Origin of the sequence: Cyanobacterium sp. IPPAS B-1200, assembly GCF_001747005.2 — a bacterium.
GTDB lineage: Bacteria > Cyanobacteriota > Cyanobacteriia > Cyanobacteriales > Cyanobacteriaceae > Cyanobacterium.
Genome location: NZ_CP182899.1, coordinates 1,698,007 through 1,723,927, shown reverse-complemented (window position 1 = coordinate 1,723,927; position 25,921 = coordinate 1,698,007). Strand labels below are relative to the sequence as shown.

Sequence of the window (25,921 nt, the reverse complement as noted above, 5' to 3'; positions counted from 1 at the left end):
GTTGCTAAATTCTAACATGGAACGTGGTTTGTTTTGGTTGCCGTTATTAATACTCTTTTTTTGGTTAGCATGGAGCGGTAAAAATGAATACCAAAAGTTAGAAAATTATAAAGTTTGGGCGGAAAACTTTGATAAGTCTAAATATGATATTTACTCGGTATTAGGAAAAAAAGGAAATATCATTACTTGGGGCAAACCGACGGCAAAGGGAATTATCAATGAGAGTCAGTTTTGTTTAGATGACATTCAAGAAATTAATCTATTGAGCAAAGATAAAGTCGTCTCAGAAGCAGATTTATCAGAAAAACAAGAAGCAAATTTACAGTTTATTACTAAGGAAAATAACTCTATTATTATTCCTTTTACTCAAGGTACATTGGCAGGAAAATGGTATCAATATTTGAAACGATTTTAAAGATTGTAAATAGGCGTAAATAGCTTTGTTAAATCAATTATAGCTTTTATTTTATTAAGACTCTTATGAAAAAGGGGTTTAAACCCCTTGCCTAAATCGATTTAATTATGCCCACTTACTTACTTAGAAAGTAAAAGAAAAACTTGGTTTGTTTGTGTGTTATATTTCTAATAAATAGATAAAAAAATATACTTTTCTACACAATTCTGACTCAAACTTCTCATAAATTTTTCTTTTGGTTGGAAAAAGATAAAATCTTCATTCAATAGTTTTTTTATCAATAATCAATGATTCTAAAATTTATTTCTAGTGGGGAAATTCTGCAAACAGAGAGACTGTCTCATTACCTTTCGTCTTGGGTAAAAGTAATTCGTTATGTTGAGAGGCTAAAATTATTGTAAATTAATATTATGATTATTAAAAAACCACTCTGGATACATAACCTAGAGACACAAACAAATAATTTTAAGGTTTCCTACTTAATTTTTTGATTTTTTGAGGAAATCTTTTCCATGAACAGATATTTATAAGAGTACACTATATAGGGATCGAGGAGTTTTGTAAATTGGATACACAAAAAGAAAGAATTTTAGTTGTTGATGATGAGGCTAGTATTAGAAGAATTCTTGAAACTCGTTTATCAATGATTGGTTATGATGTGGTAACGGCTGCCGATGGGGAAGATGCGATCGCCACTTTCCACGAAACCCAACCAGACTTGGTGGTATTAGACGTGATGATGCCCAAGTTAGACGGTTATGGGGTATGTCAAGAACTACGCAAAGAATCGGACATTCCCATTATCATGTTAACAGCTTTAGGAGATGTGGCTGACCGTATCACAGGACTAGAATTGGGAGCCGATGATTATGTAGTAAAACCTTTCTCTCCCAAGGAATTAGAAGCCAGAATTCGCTCTGTATTGAGACGGGTAGATAAGGATGGAGTCGCTGGTATCCCTAGCTCTGGGGTTATTTCGGTTAATTCTATTCGCATTGATACAAATAAAAGACAGGTTTATAAAGGAGATCAAAGAATTCGCCTCACGGGAATGGAATTTAGTCTGTTAGAGTTGCTAGTGAGTAAGTCTGGAGAGCCTTTTTCTCGTTCCGAAATTCTCCAAGAGGTATGGGGTTACACTCCTGAGCGTCACGTGGATACTAGGGTGGTAGATGTCCATGTTTCTCGTTTACGGGCTAAACTAGAGGAGGATCCTAGTAATCCTGAATTGATTTTAACTGCTAGAGGTACAGGATATTTATTTCAACGTATTTTAGAACCAGGAGAAAAAAGGGCTTCTAGTGGTAGTTAATAATTAACTACATTTAATAATAGTTAGTTATCTTTTTTTTTAAGTTATTACACCCATTCTATTTTATTTACGGAATATTAGAAAGTAGCAAGAAAACGAATCTATTAATAATTAATGAGGGGTTTAAACCCCTTAACTATAAACATATTTTAATTTAAAAATTAGAATCAAGTATAGGTGTTATTAACTATCTGTTATTAGTTATTTTTCTGCCTGTTTTTGTCTTAACTTTTCAATTATTAATCTGTTATCCATGTCTTAGCTTTGTAATAATGCAACGGAGTAATGGAAATATTTTCATAAAAAATAATGCCAGAAAAAATAAAATCTTCTGAAAATAGTCTCTTAAAAAATTTACCCTTAATTGCTGGTATATTGGGGGGAACTTTGTTAATGATAAATCGCTTAGTTACTCCCACTCTATTAGATTCTCAGGCTCGTTCTGATGCTTTGGGTATTATTCTATGTGCTATGTTATTACTAACCAGTATTTTAGCTAGACAAATTCAGCCTGAACCTCCTCAAAGTGTCGTATTAGAAGGGGCAGAGGGTTTTGAGTTAATAGATGATTTATCTGATAAAATAAAGATAGAATTGGCTTGGGCTAGTCACTTAATTCTTACTAATACGGTTAGTAAATCAGTGCTTATTTATTATCAAGGAAAGACTCTTTTAAGAAGAGGTATTCTAGGTACAGAAAAGGAAATAAAAGTTGGACAAATTGTAGATAGGGTTATCAAAACACAAAAGCCTGTTTATCTGGTGGATTTAAAACACTATCCTGGTAAGGTTGAGTTTGATTATTTTCCCGAAAATATACAGGGTTTAATTTGTTTACCGTTGAATGATGGGGGAGTTATGATGGTAGCCACAAATATTCCCCGTAGTTATACAAAACAAAATGAAAATTGGATTAATGGTATTGGAGCCAAAATTGCCCTTACGTTAAAGGAAGAATATACCTAAGCGTTGCTTTTATTATGATGGGTGTCAAAGTATAAATAAAGAGGCGATCGCCCCTAGAGATATAATTAAACTAAGTAAAAGAAACTGATTATCCTTGGTGTTAACGGTACTCAAATCTACCAACTCTATTTGCCTTTTCGGCTCAATTTTGCGAGGGCTACTAGCACGACGATTGACAGGTAAACTAGATTTAGCATTGAGATCTGGAATTTCGGTCATCCATTCCTTGGGGCGTTGTAATTCAGGGGCTTTGAGAATGTATAGCAAACGTTGAGCCTGAGTTCTAGTATCTGTATAGGGATGAGCGCATAAACTTTGGCAAAGGGCGATCGCACTTTCACCATCCCCCATGGCCTGATAGGCATTTACTAACCACATCTGGACTTCTCCTCCCAAACCACTATTAAGGGATACTAACTTACAAGCATCCTCCAAATATTTAACACTCTGGCGATACTGCCCAGACTCAAAAGCCGATTTGCCCTGACTATATCTTTTGGTAAATTCTTCCTGTGCAAAAGAGTTCACAATGGTTAATTGATTCAAAAACTACATTAATCACCCCAATAATCAAAATTTAGGGTGTATAGTTGATTGTACACTTTTGATTGATTGATTTGACAATCAATTATTACCAAATTCCTCTCTCAAAGAATCATCATTATCATCAGCAATACTGGCTACTAAAGTAATTATGCGAGAAATCTCACTAGGATAAAGATCAGCAATAGTACGTTGGGCAGAAACCACTATCTGATTATCAAAAATACTAAAGCAAGTCTCAAAAGTACCACTCCAGTTTGTTTCTAATAACCGTCTCATCAATTCAGGTTCATTTTTGGCAGGTAAAGGTAAAACCACTGACCAAACCGTTAACAAATCATCTTCACTTTCCCCCGTCAGTTGTACAAATACCTCCACGCTACCATACTGAAACTTCCACAGATAACCCTCATCATTTTTCAGCACCATAGCGCTGTCATTTTCTTCTAGGCTATAAATAACTGTCTCGATTTCATCCTTATGATTAACCTTATAATCATCCATAATTAAATTGTCTTCCATAATAAATTTTTTCTTATTAACGTTACTCTACTGATGAAGGCTAATTTCTGATTTAGCACCACTCAAATATTAAACCAAATTGACAATTATTTGACAATCTTGTATGTCATAACACAGAATAGGGATTATTAAAACCATTGATAATTAAGACCAAAGTATTATCTATAAATACTTTCTGCGAAACTTAGGTTATGATCAGTGCTTTATTTTATATTACTTTTTAAGTTAATTATTATATTTTAAATTTGTGCCACATCTAAATATTTCTACCTTAAAAGGGGCTTTATGGGGAGCTTTAGCAGGAGATTTTTTTGCGCGTTATCCCCACCAAGATTTATATTTAAATTATGATTTAGAATCTTTTTCTCCTTATTTAGAAGTTATCTTTATAGGCTTTGAAAGGATTATTAAAGATAATTCTTTTAATGTAGAAACATGGGTTAAAGAGATGAAAAATAACAATTGTTACATTCAAGGTTTGATTATAGCTGATAATGAACAGAATATAGTAATTCCCTTAGAAATAGCTCTTTTACCTCTAATTTTATCCTGTTATGAAAGCAAGAATAAATTAGAACATAATCTCGATCAGTTAGATTTATCTTTAAATATTAATAATGACAATCGAGAAAACATTTTTAACTTACACTTAATTATTAACTGCATCCTTACCCATAACAACAATAATATTACTCAAGTATTTGATTTAAATAGTAGTGAAAAGATAGAAAAAATAAAACAATTTATTAATCACAAAAAAAATATTAACGAGCTAGAAAAAGAATTTAAGCAACACTATCATCAACAAGAAATTGGTCTTTATCAAGGAATATATAGCTTTTTATCCCTATCTAATTATGTCGAACTGTCACTACTCAGAAGCACTAACTTTAAAAATCAAAAGTCCTCTACATCAATTCTGACGGGATTTTTATTAGGCTTACATAACGGTTATCATGCCCTTCCTTTCTCTTTGAAAAAATACTTTCAACTAATACCCATCGTCAAAGAGAAAAATATAGACTTACTAAGTCAACAATTTATCGATAATTGGCAGGGAAAATATACAAAAAATCCCCTCTCTAAGTTTTGAGAAGGGACTATTATTATGGCAGTTTTTAATGTTGATGATTAAACATCATAAGGGTTTTTGCCAGAAAACTTGAGGGTGACAGGCTCAGGATTTCTGCCGATATTTCTATCTTTTTTGCCGTGGAATTCACGCCCTTCGTTCACTTTTTCAGGGAATACACCATCAGCGGGGTGGAGATATTGAACTTCACCGTTAGGATATATACGGTAAACTTTATAATCTTCCATTTTGGGCTTAAATTTGGTGCGTAATTGAGTACCTAAAGCCAAACATTGCTCTTTACGGGCAAAGTAGTATAGGTTTTCACCTTCATTCATGATTGCAGCGCCACCAGTAGGCATTTCAAATACTTGCTCTTTGCTGCTAGTCCAGGTGATGGCGTATTTTTCTTCTCTGTCAGCTGCAGAGAGTAAACCGCCCGTGCTTCCGCCAAATTTAGGCATTTGACCTGTTAATTGGATTTTTTCGCTCATAGAGATATTGCTTTTATAGAAATCACATTTACTATCTAGGCAATGCTATCACTGACTTAACCCCTATTTACTATGTCTGTTATGAACTGTAACAGTTTGTTACCTTTTGTTATTTAAAGTTTGGGGAATGGGGAAAGATTCCTTCTGCTGAAATATAAAAACTATTTGCCAGTGCTTCGTTTCTTAAGTTTAAATAATTTAGTTGAAAATTAGACCTGGATTTAGATTTCATTAAATGTAATGAACCCACTTCTGAATCAGTTAAAGTATCAACCAATTGACCTTTGTCCCACACATAAAGCCAAGGGCGGTTGTTATTAAAACTTCCCCCATCATTATGCACTAAGCCAGGTACATGACAAATTTTTATTTGTTCTTGTTCAATGACATCACACATTGATACTATATTGCGATCGCCACCATTCTCATCAAATCTATAATTTTTTTTATCTTCAAAAATCCATCGATAATCTTTACTTTTAGAGTATAAATTATTCATTTTTCCACAGTTTTCATAGAGCATCATATAACCATTGGGGTAGTGAGGATTGTTCGCACCACTACCAGAAGTTATTGCTTCAAAATTATTTAAAAGATCATCGGATATAAAACGACGAAGATTTCCCATTATCATATCTGTGTCGCAATATCCCCAAAAATCATATTTTTTTAGATGTTCCTCAAATATGATTCCATAACTAGGTCTTAAATCACAAACTTTATACGGTTTATCTGGATTTATTTTTAAACCAAGAGCCTTAGAAGCCTTTTTATTAAATGCACTAAAACTCATTGGATAAAATTTTATGTGTTCGTTTATGAATGAATATTCTTGGAAAGAAATATCTGTAAAAATTTTTAAATCTATTTCTTTGTTGTAATCAAAGGTGTTAATAAAATAGTTAAAATACAAGGGGAATTTTTTTTCTTTCCAAAACTTTAACGGACTTTTATTACTAAAAAATGTAAGAATAAAGCAAATTTTTTTCATCACGCTACATTAATGCTAATTATAATCCTATGATTCTAGCTAATTAATACGTAAGTTAATGAATTTTTTATCTAAATTAAGTTAACAAAGTTAGAAAGAATTTTTAGACCATAGTCCGAGGATTTTTCGGGGTGAAATTGCACTGCCATAAGGTTTTTATGGGCGATCGCACTGGTAACTTTTTGATTACCATGGGTAACTTCCCCTGCAATGACGCTTTTATCGGTAGGATCGACATAAAATGAATGCACAAAGTAAAGATAGGTTTCAGGGGGCAAACCAGCCCACAGAGGATGATTAGGCTGAGTTTTTTCCATGGTATTCCATCCCATGTGAGGAATGGTTAAATTAGGCTCAGATTGGAAACGACGCACCTTACCTTTTATTACCCCTAACCCTTGCTCCTTCCCTTCTTCCGAGGATTCAAAAAGGATTTGTAACCCTAAACAGATACCTAAAAATGGTGTTCCAGAGGCGATCGCACTTTTAAGCGGTTCAACTAAATTCCTTGCCCGTAGATGTTCCATGGCAGGATCAAATGAACCAACCCCCGGCAACACAATCGCCTTAGCTTGAGCTATTACATCCGCAGAATCCGTTATTTCGGGAATAGCCCCCGCCTTTTCCAAGCCCTTGCACACCGAGTGCAAGTTACCCATATCATAGTCAATTACAGCAATTTTCATGGTTTTATAGAAAAGTGATTTTTTATATTTAATGGGTGGTTACAAACAATATCTTACTTATCTCCCCCAAACTTGGAGGTAGGAAGGTTGACTTTCTAAATCTTTTGTATTTATTCCCCCCTTATTAAGGGGGGTTAGGGGGGATCAAACCCTACCTTGTGCTAGGTTAACAAAGATTCAAACTGATATATTGTTTATTATCAATTATCCATTATCAATTATCAATTAAATACCTAGTCTTTCATACACCTGATCAAGATTTTTCAAGTGCTGATTAGGATCAAAACAAATCTTCAAATCATCTGCCGATAGATGCTTCTGAATATCAGGGCTAGATTCGATTAACTTACGGAAATTGCCATCTTGGGTATTCCATGCTTGGTGAGCACACCCTTGTACAATACGATAGGCTTCTTCTCTACTCATACCTTTTTCCACCAAAGCCAGTAAAACTTTTTGGCTGAAAATTACCCCACCATATACATTCATATTACGGAGCATATTTTCAGGATATACCAACAAGTTTTGAACCAAATTAGTGGTTTCCTTGAGCATAAAATGGATCAAAATGCAAGTATCTGGTAAGATAACCCTCTCCACAGAACTATGGGAAATGTCTCTTTCATGCCAGAGGGCAACGTTTTCAAGGGCTGCCACCGCATGACCACGGATAATTCTTGCCATCCCCGTAATACGCTCACTACGGATAGGATTACGTTTGTGAGGCATGGCAGAAGAGCCTTTTTGCCCTTTAGAAAAATATTCCTCTACCTCTAAAACGTCCGTGCGTTGCATATTACGAATTTCCACAGAAAATCTTTCTAGGGAAGCGGCTACAAGGGCTATTTGTTGGACAAATTCGGCGTGTATATCTCTGGAAATTACCTGAGTTGATGCGGTGTCAGGTTTGAGTCCTAAAAGGCTACAAGCGATCGCCTCTACCCTAGGTTCAATGTTTGCATAGGTACCCACTGCCCCAGAAATTTGACCTACTGCCACATCCTGACGTAATTTTACTAAACGGTCACGGTTACGGCGCATTTCTGCCAACCAACCAGCCAACTTAAAACCGAAGGTAATAGGTTCGGCATGGATACCATGGGAACGTCCTACCATGACAGTATAACGGTGTTGCTGTGCCTGATAGCGAATTGCTTGGATTGTGTCTTCCACTGCCTCTAAAATGAGATCCAGACTAGCAACCATCTGCAAAGCTAAAGCCGTATCTAGCATATCAGAGCTAGTCATGCCCAAATGGATATAACGCCCTACATCTCCCACATATTCATTAACGTTGGTCAGAAAAGCGATGACATCGTGGCGCACTTCCGCTTCAATTTCCAACACCCTGTTAACGTCAAAAGCTGCCTTTGCCTTGATTTCTTCTACGGCTTCTTTGGGAATGTTGCCCAACTCTGCTTGAGCTTCACATACCGCAATTTCCACCTGTAACCATGTTTTCAGTCGATAGTTATCAGTCCAAATTTCGCCCATCTCGGGCAATGTATAGCGTTCAATCACTGCAATTCTTTGTTTCTCTGCAAATACGACTGTTATATTTTACCTTAAGTTGGACAACTCCAAAAGAGTGGACAATGGAAGATGATCAATTATAGTCAAGTTTGTATTGACATTATCAATTATCAATTATCAATTATCAACTATCAATTATCCATTCCCACCGCTTCACTAATATTACTTAAACCTTTTCCCTGTAACCTCGTTTGTAGCCCTGTCATAATATCTTTCACTGCCCAAGGGCCTTCATATACCCAACCGCTATACATTTGTAAAAGAGTTGCCCCTGCGGTGATTTTTTCCCAAGCGTCCTGAGCGTTGAAGATACCACCCACCCCGATGATGGGTAACTGTCCTTGAGTTTCTTTGTAAATAAAACGTATTACTTCGGTGGAGCGTTGTTTGAGAGGTAAACCACTGATTCCCCCTGCTTCATCTATTAATAGATTTCCTGTCTCTTTGAGGATTTTGGTGGTTAGTTGCTCTTTTTTGATGGTGGTATTAGTGGCAACGATACCAGATAAATCGTACTGCCTAGATAGGTCTAAAATAGCCTTAATATCATCCCAGCTTAAGTCAGGGGCAATTTTAATTAAAATCGGTTTTTCCCCTTGATTTGCTTCTTGTAGGGTTCTTAAAATGGGTTCTAATTGTTCTTCCCCCTGAAGCGATCGCAACCCAGGAGTATTAGGAGAACTAACATTTATGACAAAATAGTCGGCATAGGGGCGTAATGCTTCAAAACTGCCTAAATAATCTTGATGGGCTTCTTCTAAGCTGGTTATCTTTGATTTACACAGATTTATGCCCACAGGAATGGTTCTAGGGCTTCTTTCCCATGTTTCTTTTAGTCTAAGGGCGATCGCCTCTGCCCCCTCATTATTCGCCCCCATCCTATTCAAAATAGCCTTATCCCCCTCAATGCGGAACATTCTTGGTAAAGGATTACCCTGTTGCCCATGGAGAGTTACTGCCCCCAATTCCGCAAAGCTAAAGCCAAAGTTAGCCCAAATTCCAGCCCCCACCCCATTTTTATCAAAACCAGGAGCAAGTCCCATGGGATGGTCAAAATCTAGCCCCCAGAGGGATTGTTTGAGGGAGGGTATATCTACACAAAAAGACTTTTCAAGTTCTTTGATTGTCCATTTTCCCCAATACTTATGCCGATGGTGGTCAATTTTCGCCAAAATATCCAAACTTTGTAGATGGGCTTTTTCAGGATTACCTTTCAAAGAAGCGAAAAATAAGGGATAGAGAGGGCGAAACACATTAAGCATAGTTCAGAGCTTTTAAAAAAGACAATCTTGAAGAATATTGATTGTAGTTCATTTTACCCCGATTTTCATCATCACTTTTACACTAAATCAAAAAATGAGAAAATTTATCTCACCAAGTAACTTTTTCTCAGTAAACTAAGTAAATCACATCATATCAATATTCTTTATTGTATAAAAATATGTCTTATTCTATAACCGTTTGATTACATGGTTATAGATAAATATATATTTAATGTAAAAAGAAGTCTTTTTATCTTGATCCCTGTTTGTTTTCCTCCATAACAAGAAAAACGCAAAATTATTAAATATACAGCATTTAGAAATGTTTGTAAATATGTCTTTGTATGAAGCAATAGTTAAGACAATATAAAAAATAAATACTTATAAATATAGTCGATTTCCTCATTCTGTCTAGCTTATAAGCAAAAAAGCCTTGATCCCAGATAGTTAATAATAAAAAGAGAAGGTTTTAATAAAAAAAATATAGAGAAAGAAAATGATACCTAATAATAAATGTGCTTCAGCTTGTCGATATTGTCGCTTTTACCATCCAGAGGGTAGGAGGGGCGGAATGTGTGAACAATTAAATGTTTCAGTACAAGGTGCATGGAAATCTTGTAGTTTAGCAGTTTTGGCTTTCGGAGAGTCTTGGGAAACCATGCCAGAAATTGTTTTACTAGAAAAATCCTTTTCCCTCGGATGTGCTACCCCCAACATCGAAGTAAACACTCCCAAAATCACCCAATACTTACCAGAAAATACTCCTACAAAAGTAGAAGCTACTCTGTAATTTATCAGAACTTAGTAGGTTTATCTCGATTCCTATATTTTTTGGTATCTAACTTTTTCAAAAGTATATGGTCGCACCATTAAAATAACACCATAATTAAAACATCTTTACCAATTCTTTATCACCTTAGGGGAAACCATACATTATGTAACCAACCATCACAACAAGTTAGTCATTCATGTTGTTTACCCCACTAAAGAGCATTATCAAACCGCCTATTACGATTAATAAAGCGATAATTCCTAGTACAGCGTCTAATTTACTGGTATCCATTTTTAAATCTTAAGGCATTAATAAATTTGCACCCCCCCTGCGAGGTAGTGTCGAGGGGGTATTGTTGTTGTCGGAGGGAGGATTTTCTATGGGGGGAGAGTCCGTTATTTCCTCTGATGGTGGAGTGGGAGGTTGATAGATACTAACCAACATATCTACTAATTGATTTCTTTGGTTTCTCGTCAAACTTCTGATTAATTCTCTATCTTCGTTAAAAGGATTTTGGGTTAGGGTACTAAAACCAGGATACCTTTCTTGTGTCATGGTTTCGTTGTAGCCTAGGTAATCAGCGAGGGTTAGTTTCCAATCGAGGCGATAAACTACGGGACGAGATTTTATATATTCGTGGTACCTAATAAAGCGACTTATTAGAGTATGTTGGGGGGTAACATCCCCAGTATTGCTAGAGATGTATTGATTATTTTTGGGGATTTCTGGCATTTGCTCATATATTTGTTGAGCAATGGTTTCGGGGGTAAATCTTTGGGCAAATGCAGGGGCATTCCATGACAAACTCGCCGATGGTTGCTCGATGATTTTTTCGCCATGAATAAAATATACCCCAAAAAAAGTTACAAGTGCGATCGCACCATAACCAAACACCTTAAAAGGAGTACCGCAAAAAAGACGGTACCACCGAGAAAAATTCTTTAATAACCTAGTCATCACTAATAATTTCAGGTTGAGTAAGCTCATCAGACATTTCAATAATAGCCCTTAAAACAGGCTTCATGATTTCTTCCACATTATCAAAATCTTCATAACGTCTTTGTTTAGCTCTTTTTGCAACCTGCACCGTAATCTTGTAACGATTGGAGGCCGCCTCCATTAACTCGTCACTACGAAACATAACTTGTCCAGATTCAAAGTTGTTTTTTAACATTCTTTGCTTTTATAGTTTTTGTGAAGAAAACACACTAACATTAATTGTACCAAGTTTTGGGAAACCACACCATCTTAAGCTCCCATAAACACAAAAAAGCCCGTTACATAGCAATGATGATAACGGGTAAATTAAGTCTATTATTGTATTATAGTAATATTATTCCGCATCTTTGCGTCCAGGGTTACGCGCAGGGTCTCCAGAAAGGAAGCCAAAAATAAACATTAAAATGAAAGAAGCAACCACTATATTGACAACAATTTTTAAAGTTAACATTTTATTTTCTCCTAATTATTAACAGACATTACTATATTTTACACCTCTTTCAGATTTTCTTGAACTCCAAACCAATATCCTTTTCCATAAATCGTATGAATCAAGGCTTTTTCCCCCTTCATTTCAATCTTTCTGCGTAACAGTCTGATTACCGCAGCCACCACATTACTACTTGGCGCTTGCTCCTCCGACCAAAGATGATGATATATTTGTTCTTGGGTAACTAACTGATTCGAGTGCAACAAAAAAAATTCTAATAGTCGAATTTCCTTCTCCGAAAGTTTAAGTAACCTCCCCTGACGGTAAGCCAGTTTACTATCCATATCTAACTCCAAATCATCCATGGTTAATAACTTTTTATCCGTCTCCTCTCGAAGAATCTCAACCTTTGGACTACCCCTTCTCAATAAAGCCCTTACCCTAGCCAATAATTCCCTCAACTCAAAAGGTTTCATCAAATAATCATCCGCCCCAGCATCCAATCCCAAAACCCTATCATCCAAAGTATCCTTAGCCGTCAAAAACAACACAGGAGTATCAGCTTCAGTTTTAGCTAGATTTGTACCTTTGAAATCACGCAAAGACTCACAAATACTTAATCCCGTCCTATAAGGCAACATCCAGTCCAGAATTAAAAGATCAAAGGAATCGTCTAAAACAAAACTCCATCCTTGTTCACCATCATAGGCAATTTCCACCTGATAACCTTCTTTTTTTAATACATGGGCAAGACTATCAGCCAGTTGCCTTTCATCTTCCACTAACAATATTTTAATTGACATAAAAGTTCGGCTACTTATCAATGATATACACGGAATTATCAATATTAATCATTAATTTAGCAGTTTTAGAGTTTAATGATTTTTGCCTTCTGCAAAACGAACATCGAATTATTTAACCACAAGGAAGTTCAATAAATTTTTGCCCATAAAATAATCCATAAGGTTTGGAATGTGTAGAGACAAAATTAACTAATCATGGTATCGTTTATGGTACAAATAAAAATCAATCAAAATCCTAGTAAAACCAATTATGTCTCCTTCCCAATTTGGGCAATATGACGACAAAGAAATTGTTATCATTCATGATGATGAAGAAAGGTTTCTTGAATGTTATGTTGAAAACGAAATTAACTATCAAGGTAACAAATATCTGTTACTAATGCCCGTTGATAGCACTATTATTATCTTAACTGATGATGTGGTTGATGAGGATGATCCTGATTCTACCGAAACTGTCATTGTGGAGGATGATGAAGAAATCGATGCTATTTTCGATGATGCCAAGGCTGTGTTAGGGGAGTTAAATTTATCCTTAAAACGTTCGGGAATTAGCCTTACCGCTAGTGGAGAATTACCCCCCGAAGAGGATGATGACATCATTAGTTTAGAATTAGATGATGAGGAAGAAGGGCTAGAGGTAGAGGAATTACAATTTTTAGCTAGTTTTTATAGCTTAGAACAACGATACGATATTTGTACTCCCCTTGCTCCTATTCTCTTGATAGGTGAGCAAAAATCCTCTAGTAAAGTAACATTGTTTAATCCAGACAAGCCAGAGTTGCAAGGAATTGTCGGGGAGTTACTTTTAGATTTTAATGATGATGATTAGTTTTTGATATTTACAGAAAATATTAAATTCAATATTTGACAAGGGGGATTACACCCCCTGCTTTGAAACCCATCAAAACTATTTTCTACCCATTAGCTAATGTAGCCGTATTTTGAGTTAATTTTAATGGAGTTAAAATAATCTAAAAATAATAACAATTAGTAATCTTACTTCAGAGAATGTGAGTTGTCTTTTAGATAGAAAAGTAATCAAATTTTATTGACGGTTTAGCTTTTACTTTCTTCTACTTTTATTTTTTTTATCTCAGAATAAAAAGAGGTTTCAATGACTTGATTTTTACTTTTTACGACAGTATTTCTCATTCGTAAGTTGTCATTTGCAAACCAAATTCTTTCTTCTACATATTGATTGTCTGCAGTGATAGTTAAAGTTAAAGAGTCATCATCGGCGATGGTATATTGTCCTTCTAATACGTGTTTATTATCAACTAAACGCCAAATTTTACCGTTTTTTAGGTCGTTGTCTTGATGGTGAATAATCATGGTACTATTACCAGTTTTTTTGGGTTTTCCCCAGTCGGGGGAGTTATCCCAATGGGAGGTGATGATAATATGATTTTCTGGGTTTATACCATTTTGTTGATAAATAGCTTTTGCTTGGTCGCTATTTTGTTCTAATAAGTTAATGTTTAAGTTAGCTTTGCTGTTATCTACAGCTTCTTTGTTTATATTGTAGGTGGTACGTTGAGAAAACCAATTCCCTGCAGTCTTCTCTATAAAGGTATTTATATCCATTAATCTTATATCTAGTTATTTTTTATAATAAACCGATCGCCTTTAACTGTAAATAGTAGTTATTAGCAAAATTAATTATATCATTTAAGGGAATAGGGAACGGGGAACAGGCAACGGTTACAATATTTTGAACTCAGAATTTCTGGTATCATTCAATTATATTTTATACTATGGTTAAGATATACCAAGTTGAATAAATTTGCAGGTTAAGGGTTGCAGGTTAAATTTCTTTCAATGAGAGAATCAAAAAAAGAATAATTATCCATTCTCAATTATTGAATATATCCCTCTATCAAAAAATCATCATCAAATCTTTGCAAGGTAATATTTTGTAATGATAAAGCATCCTTCATGGCAGTGATGCCCAAATCTCCTACGGGGTTAAAGCCCTGTTGTCCACCAATGATTTTTGGTGCCATAAAAGCCAATACCTTTTGTATATTACCAGATGCGATCGCCCTTGCCCCCAAAATACCACCACATTCCCAAAAAATACTATTAAAACCACGATGATATAAATTATCCATCACCACCGTAGGACAAAGATTTTCCAATTCCAACACCTCCACCCCCCGTGCCAATAAATGTGCCTTGAGGGCAGAATCATCCCCTTGCGGGAGAGTATAAACCACCGTCGCTGCCATTGCCGTATCCCACAAATTACAATCAAAAGGTAAATCAAAACTAGCCGACATCACCACCCGCAAAGGATTGTGACGACTAACCCCATGGGTAGTTAAACGAGGATTATCCTTTCTGACAGTATTTCCTCCCACCACCACCGCATCGCAACTAGAGCGCAAAAAATGTACATAATCCCTAGATTTTTGCCCCGTAATCCACTTACTATCCCCCGTCGCCGTAGCAATTTTGCCATCCATGGTCATGGCATACTTTAAAATACCAAAGGGGCGCTTATGAATTACCCGATGAATAAAAGCCTCATTTAATTGTCCACAGGCTTCTTCCTCAACCCCCACCTTAACATCTATACCAGCGGACATCAAACGCCTGATACCACCCCCCGCAACCCTTTCATCGGGATCCACCATGCCCACCACCACCTGACTAATTCCTGCCTGAATAATAGCCTCTGTGCAAGGGGGAGTTTTTCCATAATGATTACAGGGTTCAAGGTTAACGTAGATAGTCGCCCCCATAGCCTCCTCTCCAGCCTCCTTTAGGGCAAAAACTTCGGCATGGGGTAATCCCGCCTGAGGATGGAAGCCCCTGCCTACAATCTGACCATTTTTAACCACCACTGCACCTACCAAAGGATTAGGAGAAGTTTTTCCCAGTGCTTTTTTTGCTAAGGTTAAGCACTCACGGATCATTTTTTGGTCAAAGTTCGTCATAACTGAATGAGAAAGAGGATAAATCAAACATTAAAAAGTCTGTAACCTTTACGTAACATTAGTTGTAGTGATTTTCAAAAAAAAGTTTTACAAAACTTTCCCTTATGCCTTATGATTGATTAGTGGTCAACTTTACTATTATGCCGTAACTAATCCATGAAAGACAAGGTCGGTAATAGTAAAAGGCGAGTTTATTATGCGAAAAACTCAAAAAAATGACCAAGATTTACGCACTATTATGTATAATTTTAAATCCCTAGATCTTATTAACTAATCTAGTATAGATAATTATTGTCTTATGCAACCTTTACCCAAGAATATTGATACGATCCGTGTTTATTTGAAAGAAATTGGTCGAATTCCTCTATTAACTCAAGAGGAAGAGATTATTTATGCTAAACATATTCAAGAGCTAGTCGCCCTAGACAAAAAGAAAGAAGCCCTTGCCAAAAAACTTGAAAAAGAACCTACTCTGGAAGAGTGGGCGAAGGCTGCCAAAATTTCTGAAAAAAATTTAAATATTAAAATTACTCAGGGCGAAAAAGCTAAACGTCGCATGGTGGAAGCCAACTTACGTTTAGTAGTATCCATCGCCAAAAAATACCTCAAACGTAATTTAGATCTCCTTGATTTAATCCAAGAAGGCACCATTGGGATGCAAAGGGGTGTAGAAAAATTTGACCCCACCAAAGGTTATCGTTTCTCTACCTATGCTTATTGGTGGATTCGTCAAGCTATTACAAGGGCGATCGCAGAGAAAAGTAGAGCAATCCGCTTACCTTTACATATTACTGAAAAATTAAACAAAATTCGCCAAACTCAAAGAAGATTATCAGAAGAAAAAGGTCGTCCTGCAACCATTGCCGAATTAGCCCAAGAGCTAGACTTAAGCCCTGAACAAGTTAGGGAATATCTTGGCAAAGCCCGTCAACCCCTCTCCCTCGACCTCAAAGTAGGAGACAATAACGACACTGAATTGGGAGAATTATTAGAAGATAAAGGACAATCTCCCGAAGACTTCACCGACTATTCCTGTCTTCAATTTGACCTCAAAAAAATGATGTCTGAATTAACCCAACAACAACAGGACGTAATTAGATTACGTTATGGGTTAGAAGACGGCAAACCTCTTACCCTTTCAAAAATCGGTGACATTCTCAGCATCTCCCGCGAAAGAGTTAGGCAAATCGAAAGAGAAGCCCTCACCAAGTTGAGAAAGCGCAAAGAAGTAATCCAAGAATATATCGCCAGTTAAATAATTTTTTGACCTCCACATTGGGGGTTTTTTTGTAGCAGAGAATACCTTTACAAAATCTGCCCCATAAAAATCTAATCTTTAGACTCAGGACGCTTAAATTGAGAAGCCGCAGGAAACGGAAGCACAGGTTCATTCTCTAAAGCCATATTCATAAATTGTCGCCATACAGGGGCTGCTGTTCCTCCTCCCGTGACTCCTCGCCCTAGGGTACGGTTAAAGTCATCATTGCCAATCCAAACCGCTACGGATAGTTGGGGTACATAACCCACAAACCAAACATCTCGCTCTCCGCTAGTGGTACCCGTTTTACCCGCCGCTGGTCTGCCAATATTAGCCGCCGGGGCTGTTCCCCCCGGACGCAGTACATTTTGTAATATGGTGGTGAGGGATGCCGTTGACCATTCGTCCAAGACTAATTGGGGTTTGGGGGTGTTATCAATAATAACATTGCCATTATTATCGGTAACTTGTAGAATCATGGTGGTATCAGACTTCCAGCCATTGTTGGCAAAGGTTGCATAGGCACTCGCCATTTCCATGGGGGTAATACCAATGGGGCCAAGGGGAAGAGACACCACGGGCTGTAAAGGGCTTTCTATACCCAAAGTTCGAGTCAAATCAATGACTCTATCAAGACCTATTTCTTGACCTACAACCACCGCCGGAATATTTAAAGAAACAGTGAGGGCTTGGTTAATGCTAACATCACCCCCTCCCATGTCACCGCCATAGTTTTCGGGGCGATACATACCCGAGCCATCTCGAAAGCCTTTAGAGTAGTTAGCCACACTACTGCTCGGAGTATATTTGCCACTGGCAAAGGCTTCATAAAATACGAAAGGTTTAAAAGCTGAACCAGGTTGACGACGAGAGTGTAACACTCGGTTAAATTGGCTGGTTTCGTAGTCGATGCCCCCGACCACAGCTTTGACAAAATGGGTACGAGGATCGATCGCCACTAGGGCCATTTGATCCGCTTGAACCCCCGAACGACGTATATTTTGGTGGGCGTTACGAACAATTTCTTCTGCCCGAATTTGCATATTATAATCAAGGGTTGTTTGCACATTCAAACCCCCTTTAATCAACATATCACTGCCAAAACGATTAATAATATCTTCCCGCACCGCATCAGTTACGAAAGGAAGTCGGCTTCTTTGCCATGCTTGAGGTTTTCCCACTCCTAGGGGTTCTACCTTAGCCGCTTGAGCCTCTTCTTCGGTAATCCAAGCTAAGTCCACTAGGCGATCGAGAACTAACGCTTGTCTTCTTTTAGCTATTTCATAGTTAGCAAAAGGACTAAAGGCTTCAGGAGCCTGAATAATACCCGCCATCATGGCCGACTCTGCCAAATTTAATTCTGAAGCGGGTTTATTAAAATAACTTTTGGCGGCGGTTTGTACCCCATAATTATTATGACCCCAATAGATATTATTAAGGTACATATCAAGAATTTCATCTTTACTAAAAACCTGCTCGATACGCAAGGCCAAAATCGCTTCTGCTAATTTCCGAGAATAACTTCTTTGGTGAGAAAGAAACATATTTTTGGCCAACTGCATAGTCAGGGTAGAAGCCCCCTCTACAACTCCTCCGCTACGATAGTTAACCAAAATAGCCCTTGCCACACTGGTAGGATTAATGCCCTCATGGTAATAAAAATTACTGTCTTCAATAGCCAGTACAGCCCTTTTTAACTCAGGGGAAATTTCATTTAACTCCACCGTCTGCCGATGTTCCTCAGAATGAAAACTAGCCAGTAAAACTCCCTTTACATCATATACATAACTGGTTTGGGCAGGAACATGACCTCGTAAAACCCTCACATCAGGTAAATTCCGAAAACTAATCGCCAACCCCGCCAACCCCCCTGCCACCACAGAGGTAGTCAACAAAGTTAAACTGAGGAATGTTCCCCCCGCAACCTTGGTGACACCCAACACAAACTCCTTGGCTGCGTTTATTTTTGGTCGTTTAGTTTTTAGTTTAAAAGTAGTAGAAGATGACACGGTGATTTATATATAGCGATAGGACAGGTTTTTAATAAAGCTGGGTCAAAAAAAGCATTAGAACAGCCATGGATAAATATTGGCAATGAATAACATTAAAAATAACTGCGCATGATTCTAACACAAACACTTTATAATGTATCAAGATATGACTTGACATTTAATTACAATTATTTTAAAGCAAAATTTAGTCTAACTTAACTCATGTTTGTTCTTAGCGGTTACGAATATTTTCTCGGATTTTTACTTGTCAGTAGTTTAGTGCCTATTTTAGCCTTAACTGCTTCAAAATTACTTAGACCTAGAACTGGGGGACCAGAAAGACGCACCACCTATGAATCGGGAATGGAACCCATTGGCGGCGCTTGGATTCAATTTAATATCCGTTATTATATGTTCGCCCTTGTGTTTGTGGTGTTCGATGTGGAAACTGTTTTCCTCTACCCTTGGGCTGTGGCTTTTAATACCCTCGGATTACTTGCCTTTGTAGAAGCTCTTATTTTCATCTCTATTTTGGTCGTTGCTCTCGTCTATGCTTGGCGTAAGGGTGCTTTAGAATGGTCTTAAGTAATGAATAATTATTTTTCATGATCCACACCATTATCAAAGATTCAGTCAAGATAAAATGCTTTTAACTACTCTGTACGAGCATAAGAAGTTCAAGAGTACGGTTAAAATTGAGATGGAAGCAAAGACAGCTATTAAAATAAAAAATTATTATGAACAATTCAACTCCTGATTTAGCAACTTTGGAACAAACAGCCAAAGACAAAATTCTTAATCCCATTGCCAGAAGTCAGGTTACTCAAGATTTATCAGAAAACGTCATCTTAACCACCGTTGATGATTTGCACAACTGGGCTAGGCTATCTAGTTTATGGCCAATGCTTTACGGTACTGCCTGTTGTTTCATCGAATTTGCGGCTTTGATCGGTTCTCGCTTCGATTTTGATAGATTTGGTTTAGTACCACGTTCTAGCCCCCGTCAGGCTGATTTAATTATCACTGCTGGTACTGTCACCATGAAGATGGCTCCTGCGTTGGTTAGATTGTATGAAGAAATGCCTGAGCCTAAATACGTTATTGCCATGGGTGCTTGTACCATTACTGGGGGAATGTTTAGCAGTGATTCTACCACCGCTGTGCGTGGGGTTGATAAATTAATCCCTGTGGATGTTTATATTCCTGGTTGCCCTCCTCGCCCTGAAGCGATTTTTGATGCCATTATCAAGTTAAGGAAAAAGGTGGCGAATGAATCTATCCAAGAGAGGGGTACTGTACAAAGTCAGACTAATCGTTACTATAGTACAACCCATAATCTGAAGATGGTTAAACCCATTTTAGATGGTAAATATCTTCGCAATGAGTTGTTGAAAAATCCCCCAGCGGAATTGGCTGCGGCTATGGGTATGCCCGTAAACTCAGCATTAGAAACCAGTAAAGAAAATGAGGAGGCTTAAGAGTAAATGAGTGAAGAAAATCAAGAAAGTGTAGAAACCACTGAAAATGCTGAAATTGTTGAGGCTGGAGTAGCTTCTAAGTGGTTGACGGAGAATGGTTTTGATCATCAATCTTTGGAAAAAGATCATTCTGGTATTGAGTTAATCCAAGTTGAGCCTGAATATTTGTTACCTATTTGCACGGCTCTATATGCCTATGGTTTTAATTATCTTCAATGTCAGGGGGCTTATGATTTAGGGCCTGGTAAGGAGTTGGTTAGTTTTTATCACCTGACAAGGGTTAGTGATAATGCGGATACTCCCCAAGAGGTCAGAATTAAGGTTTTCCTCAGTCGTGAAGAGCCCAAGGTTCCTTCTGTATATTGGATTTGGAGAGCGGCAGACTGGCAAGAAAGGGAGAGTTATGATATGTATGGCATTATCTATGAGGGTCATCCTAATCTTAAACGTATTTTGATGAATGAGGATTGGGTAGGTTGGCCTTTACGAAAGGATTATATTTCTCCTGATTTTTATGAGCTTCAGGATGCTTATTAACACCTTTGTTATTAATCAATTTTTGGGTGATTTCTTTGCGTTTTTATGGGACGCAGGGCGATCGCCCTTTTCTATGGCTTTATAATAATGAATAGGATAATTTATTTTATCTCTAGTAATCCCGACTAAATTAAGATCGTGATCAATTAATTTATTCTCATGACGAATACTAAAGTAGGGGCGAGGAATAAAAAACCCATACCAATTGCTAAAAAACCTCCTCGATAGATATTGAAGTCGTAGCCAATTCGTTTCCATGAATAGTGAAAAACATATCTACCCAGTAAAATATCAAAACTGAGCATTAAAAATAACCATAATAAACCAATTAATAAACTATCAATAATAGTAGTGGGTTGTATCCAAGGAATTGTAAACCAACTAATGATAAAAATTAAACAACAACCGCTAATTATACCGAGTTTTTTTGCTAAAGGTTCTCCTATTTTTCGGCTCACAAATTTAATTCTGATAATACCCTGTATAGTTTCTGCTAAAGCTATTAATAACCATATAATGAGGGCTTTTATGATCATTGTTTGAGGAGATTTTCTACTATTATATCGGCTAATTCGGGGGTAGCTCCCAAAGGGTCTATAATTTGTATATTAACATTATCATACTGATTTTTTATCTCTTCGGCTCTAAGGGCGATCGCCTTTAAAATTTTACCAGGAAATAAAAAGTAAGGAAGCATCGCGATGTTTTTAGTACCTGATTCAAGTAAATGTATGATAGTTTGATCATAACAAGGATTCATTGACCAAAAAGCAAGTTTTGCGGAGGTTTTTTGTGCTAATAATTGAGCTTCTTTTTTTCCTTTCTCTAGTCTTGTACCGTGGCTTATTAATAGTCGAGTATGATTAGGATATTTTTGATATTTTTGTTCTAATAAGTCTGTTACTGAATCTTCTGAGCCTAAATGGGGTAATATTTTTATATCTATACCAATCTTGGAAGTATTTTTAAGGGCGATCGCACCTTCTTCGGGTATATCTTCCATTACATGGGTGCCTGAAAAGAGAAATAAAGGTAATATTTTGATTTGTTTATATCCTTTTTCATGGCAAAAGTGGGCAAATTCTGTTATTTTTTGCCCCAAAGATTGTTGAGAAAGTTCGAGGTATGCAGTTTCCAAATGGCTTTTTATGGCTTTTTTTTCCAATGCTTGACGAGTTAAATTAGCGAGGGTATCAAGATAAATTTGATATTGGGAATTTCTACTGCCATGCACTACCAAAAGATAGCCTGTGTCATTATTCATTTATATTTAGAGTTTAATAAAAAAGTGCTTTAATTCAGGAGATATAGCGTTTTTTATAATTATGAGATACATTTATGATTTTCAAGTCCCCCTTATTAAGGGGGATTTAGGGGGATCATTTTGTACCCCATAACCATGATAATTGCTATAAGTAAAAAACAGTAACAATAAAGAGATTGATTGAATAATTTAGTAGTATTTCATACCATCATTAAACAACGGCAAAATTTCATTATCAATTACTTATTTTTAATAATCTTTTGCCTTGTCATAAGCCGTTAAATAGGACAACTTAAATCCCCTGCTTTTTCAGAAAAACGTAGATTTTCGGCATAATCCACGGGGCAATCGATAACGGCAGGAACATTTTGGGCGAGGGCTTCTTTGAGAATAGGAATCAAATCTTCACTAGAAGTAACTCGATAACCTTTTAAACCCATGCTTTCGGCAAACTTGACAAAGTCTGGATTAGTAAAGTCAACAAAACTTGATGAGCCAAATTGATTATTTTGTTTCCAGCCGATTAAGCCGTAGGCATTGTCATTGAAGATGAGAGTAACAAAGGGGGTTTTTATTCTCACGGCGGTTTCTAATTCTTGGCAATTCATCATAAATCCTCCATCCCCTGTGACAGCCACAACTTTTTTGTCAGGATAGACTAATTTAGCGGCCAATGCCCCAGGAATGGCAATACCCATGGCAGCGAAGCCGTTAGAAATAATGCAGGTGTTGGGGGCTTCTGCGTGGTAATGCCTAGCCATCCACATTTTATGGGCGCCTACATCACTAATAACTATATCTTCTGAACCCATTACCTGTCTTAAATCGTAGATTATTTTTTGGGGTTTGATGGGAAAGCCTTCATCATGGGCATATTGTTCGTAGTCTTCTCGAATATCATTCCTTAGAGTAGCAGAAAAAGGAATTGATTTACCAGTGCGATCGCACCTTTTACCAATTTCATCAAGGGCATCGGCAATATCACCCACTACCTCCACTTCAGGGATGTAACTACTATCAATTTCCGCCGAATGGGTGCCAATGTGGACAATGGGAGTCGTGCCGTCAGGATTCCATTTTTTCGGGGAATACTCAATTAAATCATAACCCACCGCAATGATAAGATCTGCCTGTTCAAATCCACAGGTGATAAAATCCCGTTGCTGTAAACCCACCGTCCACAAAGATAGAGGATGAATATAAGGAATAGCCCCCTTACCCATAAAAGTATTCGCCACAGGGATATTTAAACGGGTAGCAAACTCCGTCAACGATTCCGTTGCCCTTGCCCGAATAGTGCCATTTCCTGCCAAAATTAAAGGATTTTTTGCCCGTGCGATCGCCAAAGCCGCCCCATTGAGACTACGGTGAGACGCATAAATTTTCTCTTTTTGGTCAATTCTGAGGGGCTTTCCATCAGCTACCATAGCCGCAATATTTTCAGGTAAATCGATGTGTACAGCCCCCGGCTTTTCCTTCTGTGCCACCTTAAAAGCCTTACGCACCACCTCTGGAGTAATACCAGGGCGCACAATTTGTTTATTCCACTTTGTCACAGGGGCAAACATCGCCACCAAATCCAGATACTGGTGAGACTCAATGTGCATCCTATCCGTGCCTACCTGCCCCGTAATTGCCACCAGAGGCGCCCCATCAAGGTTCGCATCCGCAACCCCCGTCATTAAATTAGTAGCCCCTGGCCCCAAAGTAGATAAACACACCCCCGCCTTACCCGTTAAACGTCCATAAACATCCGCCATAAACGCTGCCCCCTGTTCATGACGAACAGTGATAAACTGGATAGTAGAGCTTTTTAGTGCTTCGAGGATATGTAAATTTTCCTCCCCCGGTAAACCAAAAATGTACTCTACCCCTTCATTTTCTAAACATTTAATTAATAACTCTGCTGTGTTTAGTTGAGACATATCTACTCCTCACATTTTTATGGTTAATTTGTTCCCCGTGCCTCAGAAAAAGCTATCCTAAAGGTAACTGAATATATAATTTTTTCTATTAATCCTTAATCTTAATAATTAGAGTGAATTTGAGTAATCCCCCCTTATCTAATCCTAATCAATTTTTACCCGAATTAGATGGCTTTTCTTATAATCCGATTCCCATCCCCAGTCATCCTAAACAATATCGGGCCATAGGAATAATACAAGGAAAATACACTCCTCTCGAAGGAAAACTAACTAAAGGGGTGATGGAAACAAGGGATGGACAAAAATGTGATAGTGTAATTTTGTCAAGGGCTATTGGCTCTATAAAAAATCATGTGGACACTAATACAACTCAAAGCTGGATTGTTTATCCCCACAAAATTCGCAATAGTGAGCAACTCTACTTACAAATAGTCGGTATTTCTCCTCCCGAAGACTCAAATCATACTGTATCAGAAAAAAGTCTCAAAAAAGATTATTTTTCTATCCGAGGAGAAATCTTATATTTCAATAGAAAAGCAGAAAAAGTTATTGTAAAAATACGTTTTAATAGAAGAATTCAAGGCAAAAAATCAAGATTTTTCAAACTAGAATTAAAAGGAAATATTGAAAATAACTCTATTCACCACTTTTATAGTCTTGATGCTATTTTAGAGGACAATAAATTAGTAATAAAAAAATATATAGACTTAGGTTTAATTGCCGTTAATGTCTGAAACATAAATGTATGTTAAATCAAAAATGGTTAATTCAAATTGCCCAAACGACATGGAAAACCATGTGGCAATTAATGATGTCTAATTTAGCCCCTAGTGAAAATGGTAACTATCAGCGCCCTTCAAGCACCTACAGCAATACAGTTAATGAAAATGGCGATTATATACCAGAAAAAAATCGTTACACCATCTACGCTGGTTTAAGTTGTCCTTGGGCTCATCGTACCCTCATTGTTAGAAAATTAAAAGGTTTGGAAGAAGTCATTGACTTAGTAATTGTTACCCCTTCTCCAGCCGATGGAGGATGGATAATTCCTCAAGGTTCAGAAAATTGTTATACCCTAAGACAATTATATTCTAAAGTTAATTCATTCTATCAAGGGCGTTGCACCGTGCCAGTTTTATGGGATAAAAAAACTAAAACTATTGTTAATAATGAAAGTTCAGAAATAATTGTTTTACTTAATAATTGTTTTAATCAATTTGCATCTTATCCTGAATTAAATTTATATCCTGATGAATTAGGCAAAATAATAAATAATTGGAACAAAAAAATATATCACCATGTTAATAATGGAGTTTATCGTTGTGGTTTTGCTCAAACTCAACAGGCTTATGAAGATGCTTGTTACGGATTATTTAACCTCTTAGATGAAATAGAAATAGTATTAGAGAATAATCGCTATTTGTGCGGAGATAGATTAACCCTTGCAGATGTTCGTTTATTTACTACTTTAATACGTTTTGATTTAGTTTATTTTGGTTTATTTAAATGTAATATTAAGAGAATTACTGACTATCCAAATCTTTCTCGTTATTGTAAAGAAATATATAACTTAGAGGGAGTTAAGGAAACGTGCAACTTTCAAATTATAAAACAAGACTATTATGGTAATCTTTTCCCCCTCAACCCAGGGGGAATAATCCCATTAGGTGTACCAAATTATCAAGATTAAGATGTAGCAATTACTATGCTCACCAAATACAAAGTAATT

29 protein-coding genes are annotated in these 25,921 nt (G+C 36.9%); 12 read left to right on the top strand and 17 right to left on the bottom strand.

Annotated features, from left to right (window positions below; genetic code table 11):
• The first annotated feature begins 16 nt into the window (after positions 1-16).
• The 3 genes from A5482_RS07895 to A5482_RS07885 all read left to right on the top strand — a co-directional run bounded on the left by A5482_RS07895 (position 17) and on the right by A5482_RS07885 (position 2,693).
• Positions 17-415, top strand: a complete 399-nt coding sequence (locus A5482_RS07895) for a hypothetical protein (protein WP_069791867.1) — start codon at positions 17-19, stop codon at positions 413-415.
• Positions 416-980: 565 nt separating this feature from the next.
• Entirely contained in the window at positions 981-1,727 is a 747-nt protein-coding gene (gene rpaB, locus A5482_RS07890; protein ID WP_069791868.1) for a response regulator transcription factor RpaB, read from the top strand.
• Positions 1,728-2,036: 309 nt separating this feature from the next.
• A complete protein-coding gene (locus tag A5482_RS07885) occupies positions 2,037-2,693 on the top strand; it encodes a cofactor assembly of complex C subunit B (protein WP_069791869.1) in 657 nt (218 codons plus the stop codon).
• Between the two features lie 24 nt (positions 2,694-2,717).
• Here A5482_RS07885 and A5482_RS07880 read toward each other — a convergent pair whose 3' ends face one another.
• Entirely contained in the window at positions 2,718-3,221 is a 504-nt protein-coding gene (locus A5482_RS07880) for a hypothetical protein (RefSeq protein ID WP_069791925.1), read from the bottom strand.
• A 96-nt stretch (positions 3,222-3,317) separates the two neighbouring features.
• A complete protein-coding gene (locus A5482_RS07875) occupies positions 3,318-3,758 on the bottom strand; it encodes a YbjN domain-containing protein (RefSeq protein WP_069791870.1) in 441 nt (146 codons plus the stop codon).
• A gap of 247 nt (positions 3,759-4,005) precedes the next feature.
• Here A5482_RS07875 and A5482_RS07870 point away from each other — a divergent pair, with 247 nt between their 5' ends.
• Positions 4,006-4,851 (top strand): hypothetical protein, encoded by an 846-nt coding sequence (locus A5482_RS07870; RefSeq protein ID WP_069791871.1) that lies wholly within the window; start codon positions 4,006-4,008, stop codon positions 4,849-4,851.
• A 38-nt stretch (positions 4,852-4,889) separates the two neighbouring features.
• Here A5482_RS07870 and psaD read toward each other — a convergent pair whose 3' ends face one another.
• The 5 genes from psaD to A5482_RS07845 all read right to left on the bottom strand — a co-directional run bounded on the left by psaD (position 4,890) and on the right by A5482_RS07845 (position 9,796).
• On the bottom strand, positions 4,890-5,324 hold the full coding sequence (gene psaD, locus A5482_RS07865) for a photosystem I reaction center subunit II PsaD (protein WP_069791872.1): 435 nt from the start codon (positions 5,322-5,324) through the stop codon (positions 4,890-4,892).
• A 109-nt stretch (positions 5,325-5,433) separates the two neighbouring features.
• Positions 5,434-6,315 carry a DUF6625 family protein gene (locus A5482_RS07860; protein WP_069791873.1) on the bottom strand — a complete coding sequence of 294 codons (882 nt, stop codon included), beginning with the start codon at positions 6,313-6,315 and terminating at the stop codon, positions 5,434-5,436.
• A 71-nt stretch (positions 6,316-6,386) separates the two neighbouring features.
• A complete protein-coding gene (gene hisH / locus A5482_RS07855) occupies positions 6,387-7,001 on the bottom strand; it encodes an imidazole glycerol phosphate synthase subunit HisH (protein WP_069791874.1) in 615 nt (204 codons plus the stop codon).
• Between the two features lie 225 nt (positions 7,002-7,226).
• Positions 7,227-8,522 carry an adenylosuccinate lyase gene (gene purB, locus A5482_RS07850; RefSeq protein ID WP_069791875.1) on the bottom strand — a complete coding sequence of 432 codons (1,296 nt, stop codon included), beginning with the start codon at positions 8,520-8,522 and terminating at the stop codon, positions 7,227-7,229.
• 143 nt (positions 8,523-8,665) lie between these two features.
• On the bottom strand, positions 8,666-9,796 hold the full coding sequence (locus A5482_RS07845) for a quinone-dependent dihydroorotate dehydrogenase (protein WP_069791876.1): 1,131 nt from the start codon (positions 9,794-9,796) through the stop codon (positions 8,666-8,668).
• A 496-nt stretch (positions 9,797-10,292) separates the two neighbouring features.
• Between A5482_RS07845 and A5482_RS07840 the strand changes: the two genes are divergently transcribed.
• Positions 10,293-10,586, top strand: a complete 294-nt coding sequence (locus tag A5482_RS07840; protein ID WP_069791877.1) for a hypothetical protein — start codon at positions 10,293-10,295, stop codon at positions 10,584-10,586.
• 282 nt (positions 10,587-10,868) lie between these two features.
• Here A5482_RS07840 and A5482_RS07835 read toward each other — a convergent pair whose 3' ends face one another.
• The 4 genes from A5482_RS07835 to A5482_RS07820 all read right to left on the bottom strand — a co-directional run bounded on the left by A5482_RS07835 (position 10,869) and on the right by A5482_RS07820 (position 12,794).
• Positions 10,869-11,525, bottom strand: a complete 657-nt coding sequence (locus tag A5482_RS07835; protein ID WP_141712720.1) for a hypothetical protein — start codon at positions 11,523-11,525, stop codon at positions 10,869-10,871.
• Positions 11,518-11,742, bottom strand: coding sequence for a DNA-directed RNA polymerase subunit omega (locus tag A5482_RS07830; RefSeq protein WP_069791878.1), 225 nt, complete (start codon positions 11,740-11,742; stop codon positions 11,518-11,520). The genes A5482_RS07835 and A5482_RS07830 overlap by 8 nt, the downstream gene beginning before the upstream one ends.
• 159 nt (positions 11,743-11,901) lie before the next feature.
• A complete protein-coding gene (locus A5482_RS07825) occupies positions 11,902-12,018 on the bottom strand; it encodes a photosystem II reaction center protein I (protein WP_069791879.1) in 117 nt (38 codons plus the stop codon).
• A 38-nt stretch (positions 12,019-12,056) separates the two neighbouring features.
• Positions 12,057-12,794 (bottom strand): response regulator transcription factor, encoded by a 738-nt coding sequence (locus tag A5482_RS07820; RefSeq protein WP_069791927.1) that lies wholly within the window; start codon positions 12,792-12,794, stop codon positions 12,057-12,059.
• Between the two features lie 256 nt (positions 12,795-13,050).
• Between A5482_RS07820 and A5482_RS07815 the strand changes: the two genes are divergently transcribed.
• Positions 13,051-13,629, top strand: coding sequence for a DUF3727 domain-containing protein (locus A5482_RS07815; protein WP_069791880.1), 579 nt, complete (start codon positions 13,051-13,053; stop codon positions 13,627-13,629).
• A gap of 227 nt (positions 13,630-13,856) precedes the next feature.
• Here the strand turns inward: A5482_RS07815 and A5482_RS07810 are convergent, their stop codons facing one another.
• Together A5482_RS07810 and ribD are read right to left on the bottom strand one after the other, a co-directional pair.
• Positions 13,857-14,384, bottom strand: a complete 528-nt coding sequence (locus A5482_RS07810; RefSeq protein ID WP_069791881.1) for a phycobiliprotein lyase — start codon at positions 14,382-14,384, stop codon at positions 13,857-13,859.
• A 272-nt stretch (positions 14,385-14,656) separates the two neighbouring features.
• Positions 14,657-15,739, bottom strand: a complete 1,083-nt coding sequence (gene ribD / locus A5482_RS07805; protein WP_069791882.1) for a bifunctional diaminohydroxyphosphoribosylaminopyrimidine deaminase/5-amino-6-(5-phosphoribosylamino)uracil reductase RibD — start codon at positions 15,737-15,739, stop codon at positions 14,657-14,659.
• Between the two features lie 298 nt (positions 15,740-16,037).
• Here ribD and A5482_RS07800 point away from each other — a divergent pair, with 298 nt between their 5' ends.
• On the top strand, positions 16,038-16,994 hold the full coding sequence (locus tag A5482_RS07800; RefSeq protein ID WP_069791883.1) for an RNA polymerase sigma factor, RpoD/SigA family: 957 nt from the start codon (positions 16,038-16,040) through the stop codon (positions 16,992-16,994).
• Positions 16,995-17,068: 74 nt separating this feature from the next.
• Here A5482_RS07800 and A5482_RS07795 read toward each other — a convergent pair whose 3' ends face one another.
• Complete coding sequence (locus A5482_RS07795; protein WP_069791884.1) at positions 17,069-19,006, bottom strand: transglycosylase domain-containing protein; 1,938 nt, start codon at positions 19,004-19,006, stop codon at positions 17,069-17,071.
• 204 nt (positions 19,007-19,210) lie between these two features.
• Between A5482_RS07795 and ndhC the strand changes: the two genes are divergently transcribed.
• The 3 genes from ndhC (at position 19,211) to A5482_RS07780 (ending at position 21,003) form a co-directional block, all read left to right on the top strand.
• Positions 19,211-19,573, top strand: a complete 363-nt coding sequence (gene ndhC, locus A5482_RS07790; RefSeq protein WP_069791885.1) for a photosynthetic/respiratory NAD(P)H-quinone oxidoreductase subunit C — start codon at positions 19,211-19,213, stop codon at positions 19,571-19,573.
• A 149-nt stretch (positions 19,574-19,722) separates the two neighbouring features.
• Complete coding sequence (gene ndhK / locus A5482_RS07785; protein WP_369816760.1) at positions 19,723-20,466, top strand: photosynthetic/respiratory NAD(P)H-quinone oxidoreductase subunit K; 744 nt, start codon at positions 19,723-19,725, stop codon at positions 20,464-20,466.
• A 6-nt stretch (positions 20,467-20,472) separates the two neighbouring features.
• Positions 20,473-21,003, top strand: a complete 531-nt coding sequence (locus A5482_RS07780) for an NAD(P)H-quinone oxidoreductase subunit J (protein WP_069791887.1) — start codon at positions 20,473-20,475, stop codon at positions 21,001-21,003.
• Between the two features lie 146 nt (positions 21,004-21,149).
• On the opposite strand, the gene A5482_RS07775 is transcribed toward A5482_RS07780, so the two are convergent.
• The 3 genes from A5482_RS07775 to A5482_RS07765 form a co-directional block, all read right to left on the bottom strand.
• On the bottom strand, positions 21,150-21,539 hold the full coding sequence (locus A5482_RS07775) for a hypothetical protein (protein WP_069791888.1): 390 nt from the start codon (positions 21,537-21,539) through the stop codon (positions 21,150-21,152).
• Positions 21,536-22,267, bottom strand: a complete 732-nt coding sequence (locus tag A5482_RS07770) for a sirohydrochlorin chelatase (protein WP_069791889.1) — start codon at positions 22,265-22,267, stop codon at positions 21,536-21,538. Before A5482_RS07770 ends, A5482_RS07775 begins: the two co-directional genes overlap by 4 nt.
• Before the next feature lie 278 nt (positions 22,268-22,545).
• The gene (locus tag A5482_RS07765) at positions 22,546-24,192 is read right to left on the bottom strand and encodes an acetolactate synthase large subunit (protein WP_069791890.1); all 1,647 of its coding nucleotides are present in this window, start codon (positions 24,190-24,192) and stop codon (positions 22,546-22,548) included.
• Between the two features lie 119 nt (positions 24,193-24,311).
• Between A5482_RS07765 and A5482_RS07760 the strand changes: the two genes are divergently transcribed.
• Together A5482_RS07760 and A5482_RS07755 are read left to right on the top strand one after the other, a co-directional pair.
• Positions 24,312-24,926 (top strand): 2-dehydropantoate 2-reductase, encoded by a 615-nt coding sequence (locus A5482_RS07760; RefSeq protein WP_242412026.1) that lies wholly within the window; start codon positions 24,312-24,314, stop codon positions 24,924-24,926.
• A gap of 11 nt (positions 24,927-24,937) precedes the next feature.
• Complete coding sequence (locus A5482_RS07755; protein ID WP_069791892.1) at positions 24,938-25,882, top strand: glutathione S-transferase family protein; 945 nt, start codon at positions 24,938-24,940, stop codon at positions 25,880-25,882.
• The last annotated feature ends 39 nt before the right edge of the window (positions 25,883-25,921 follow it).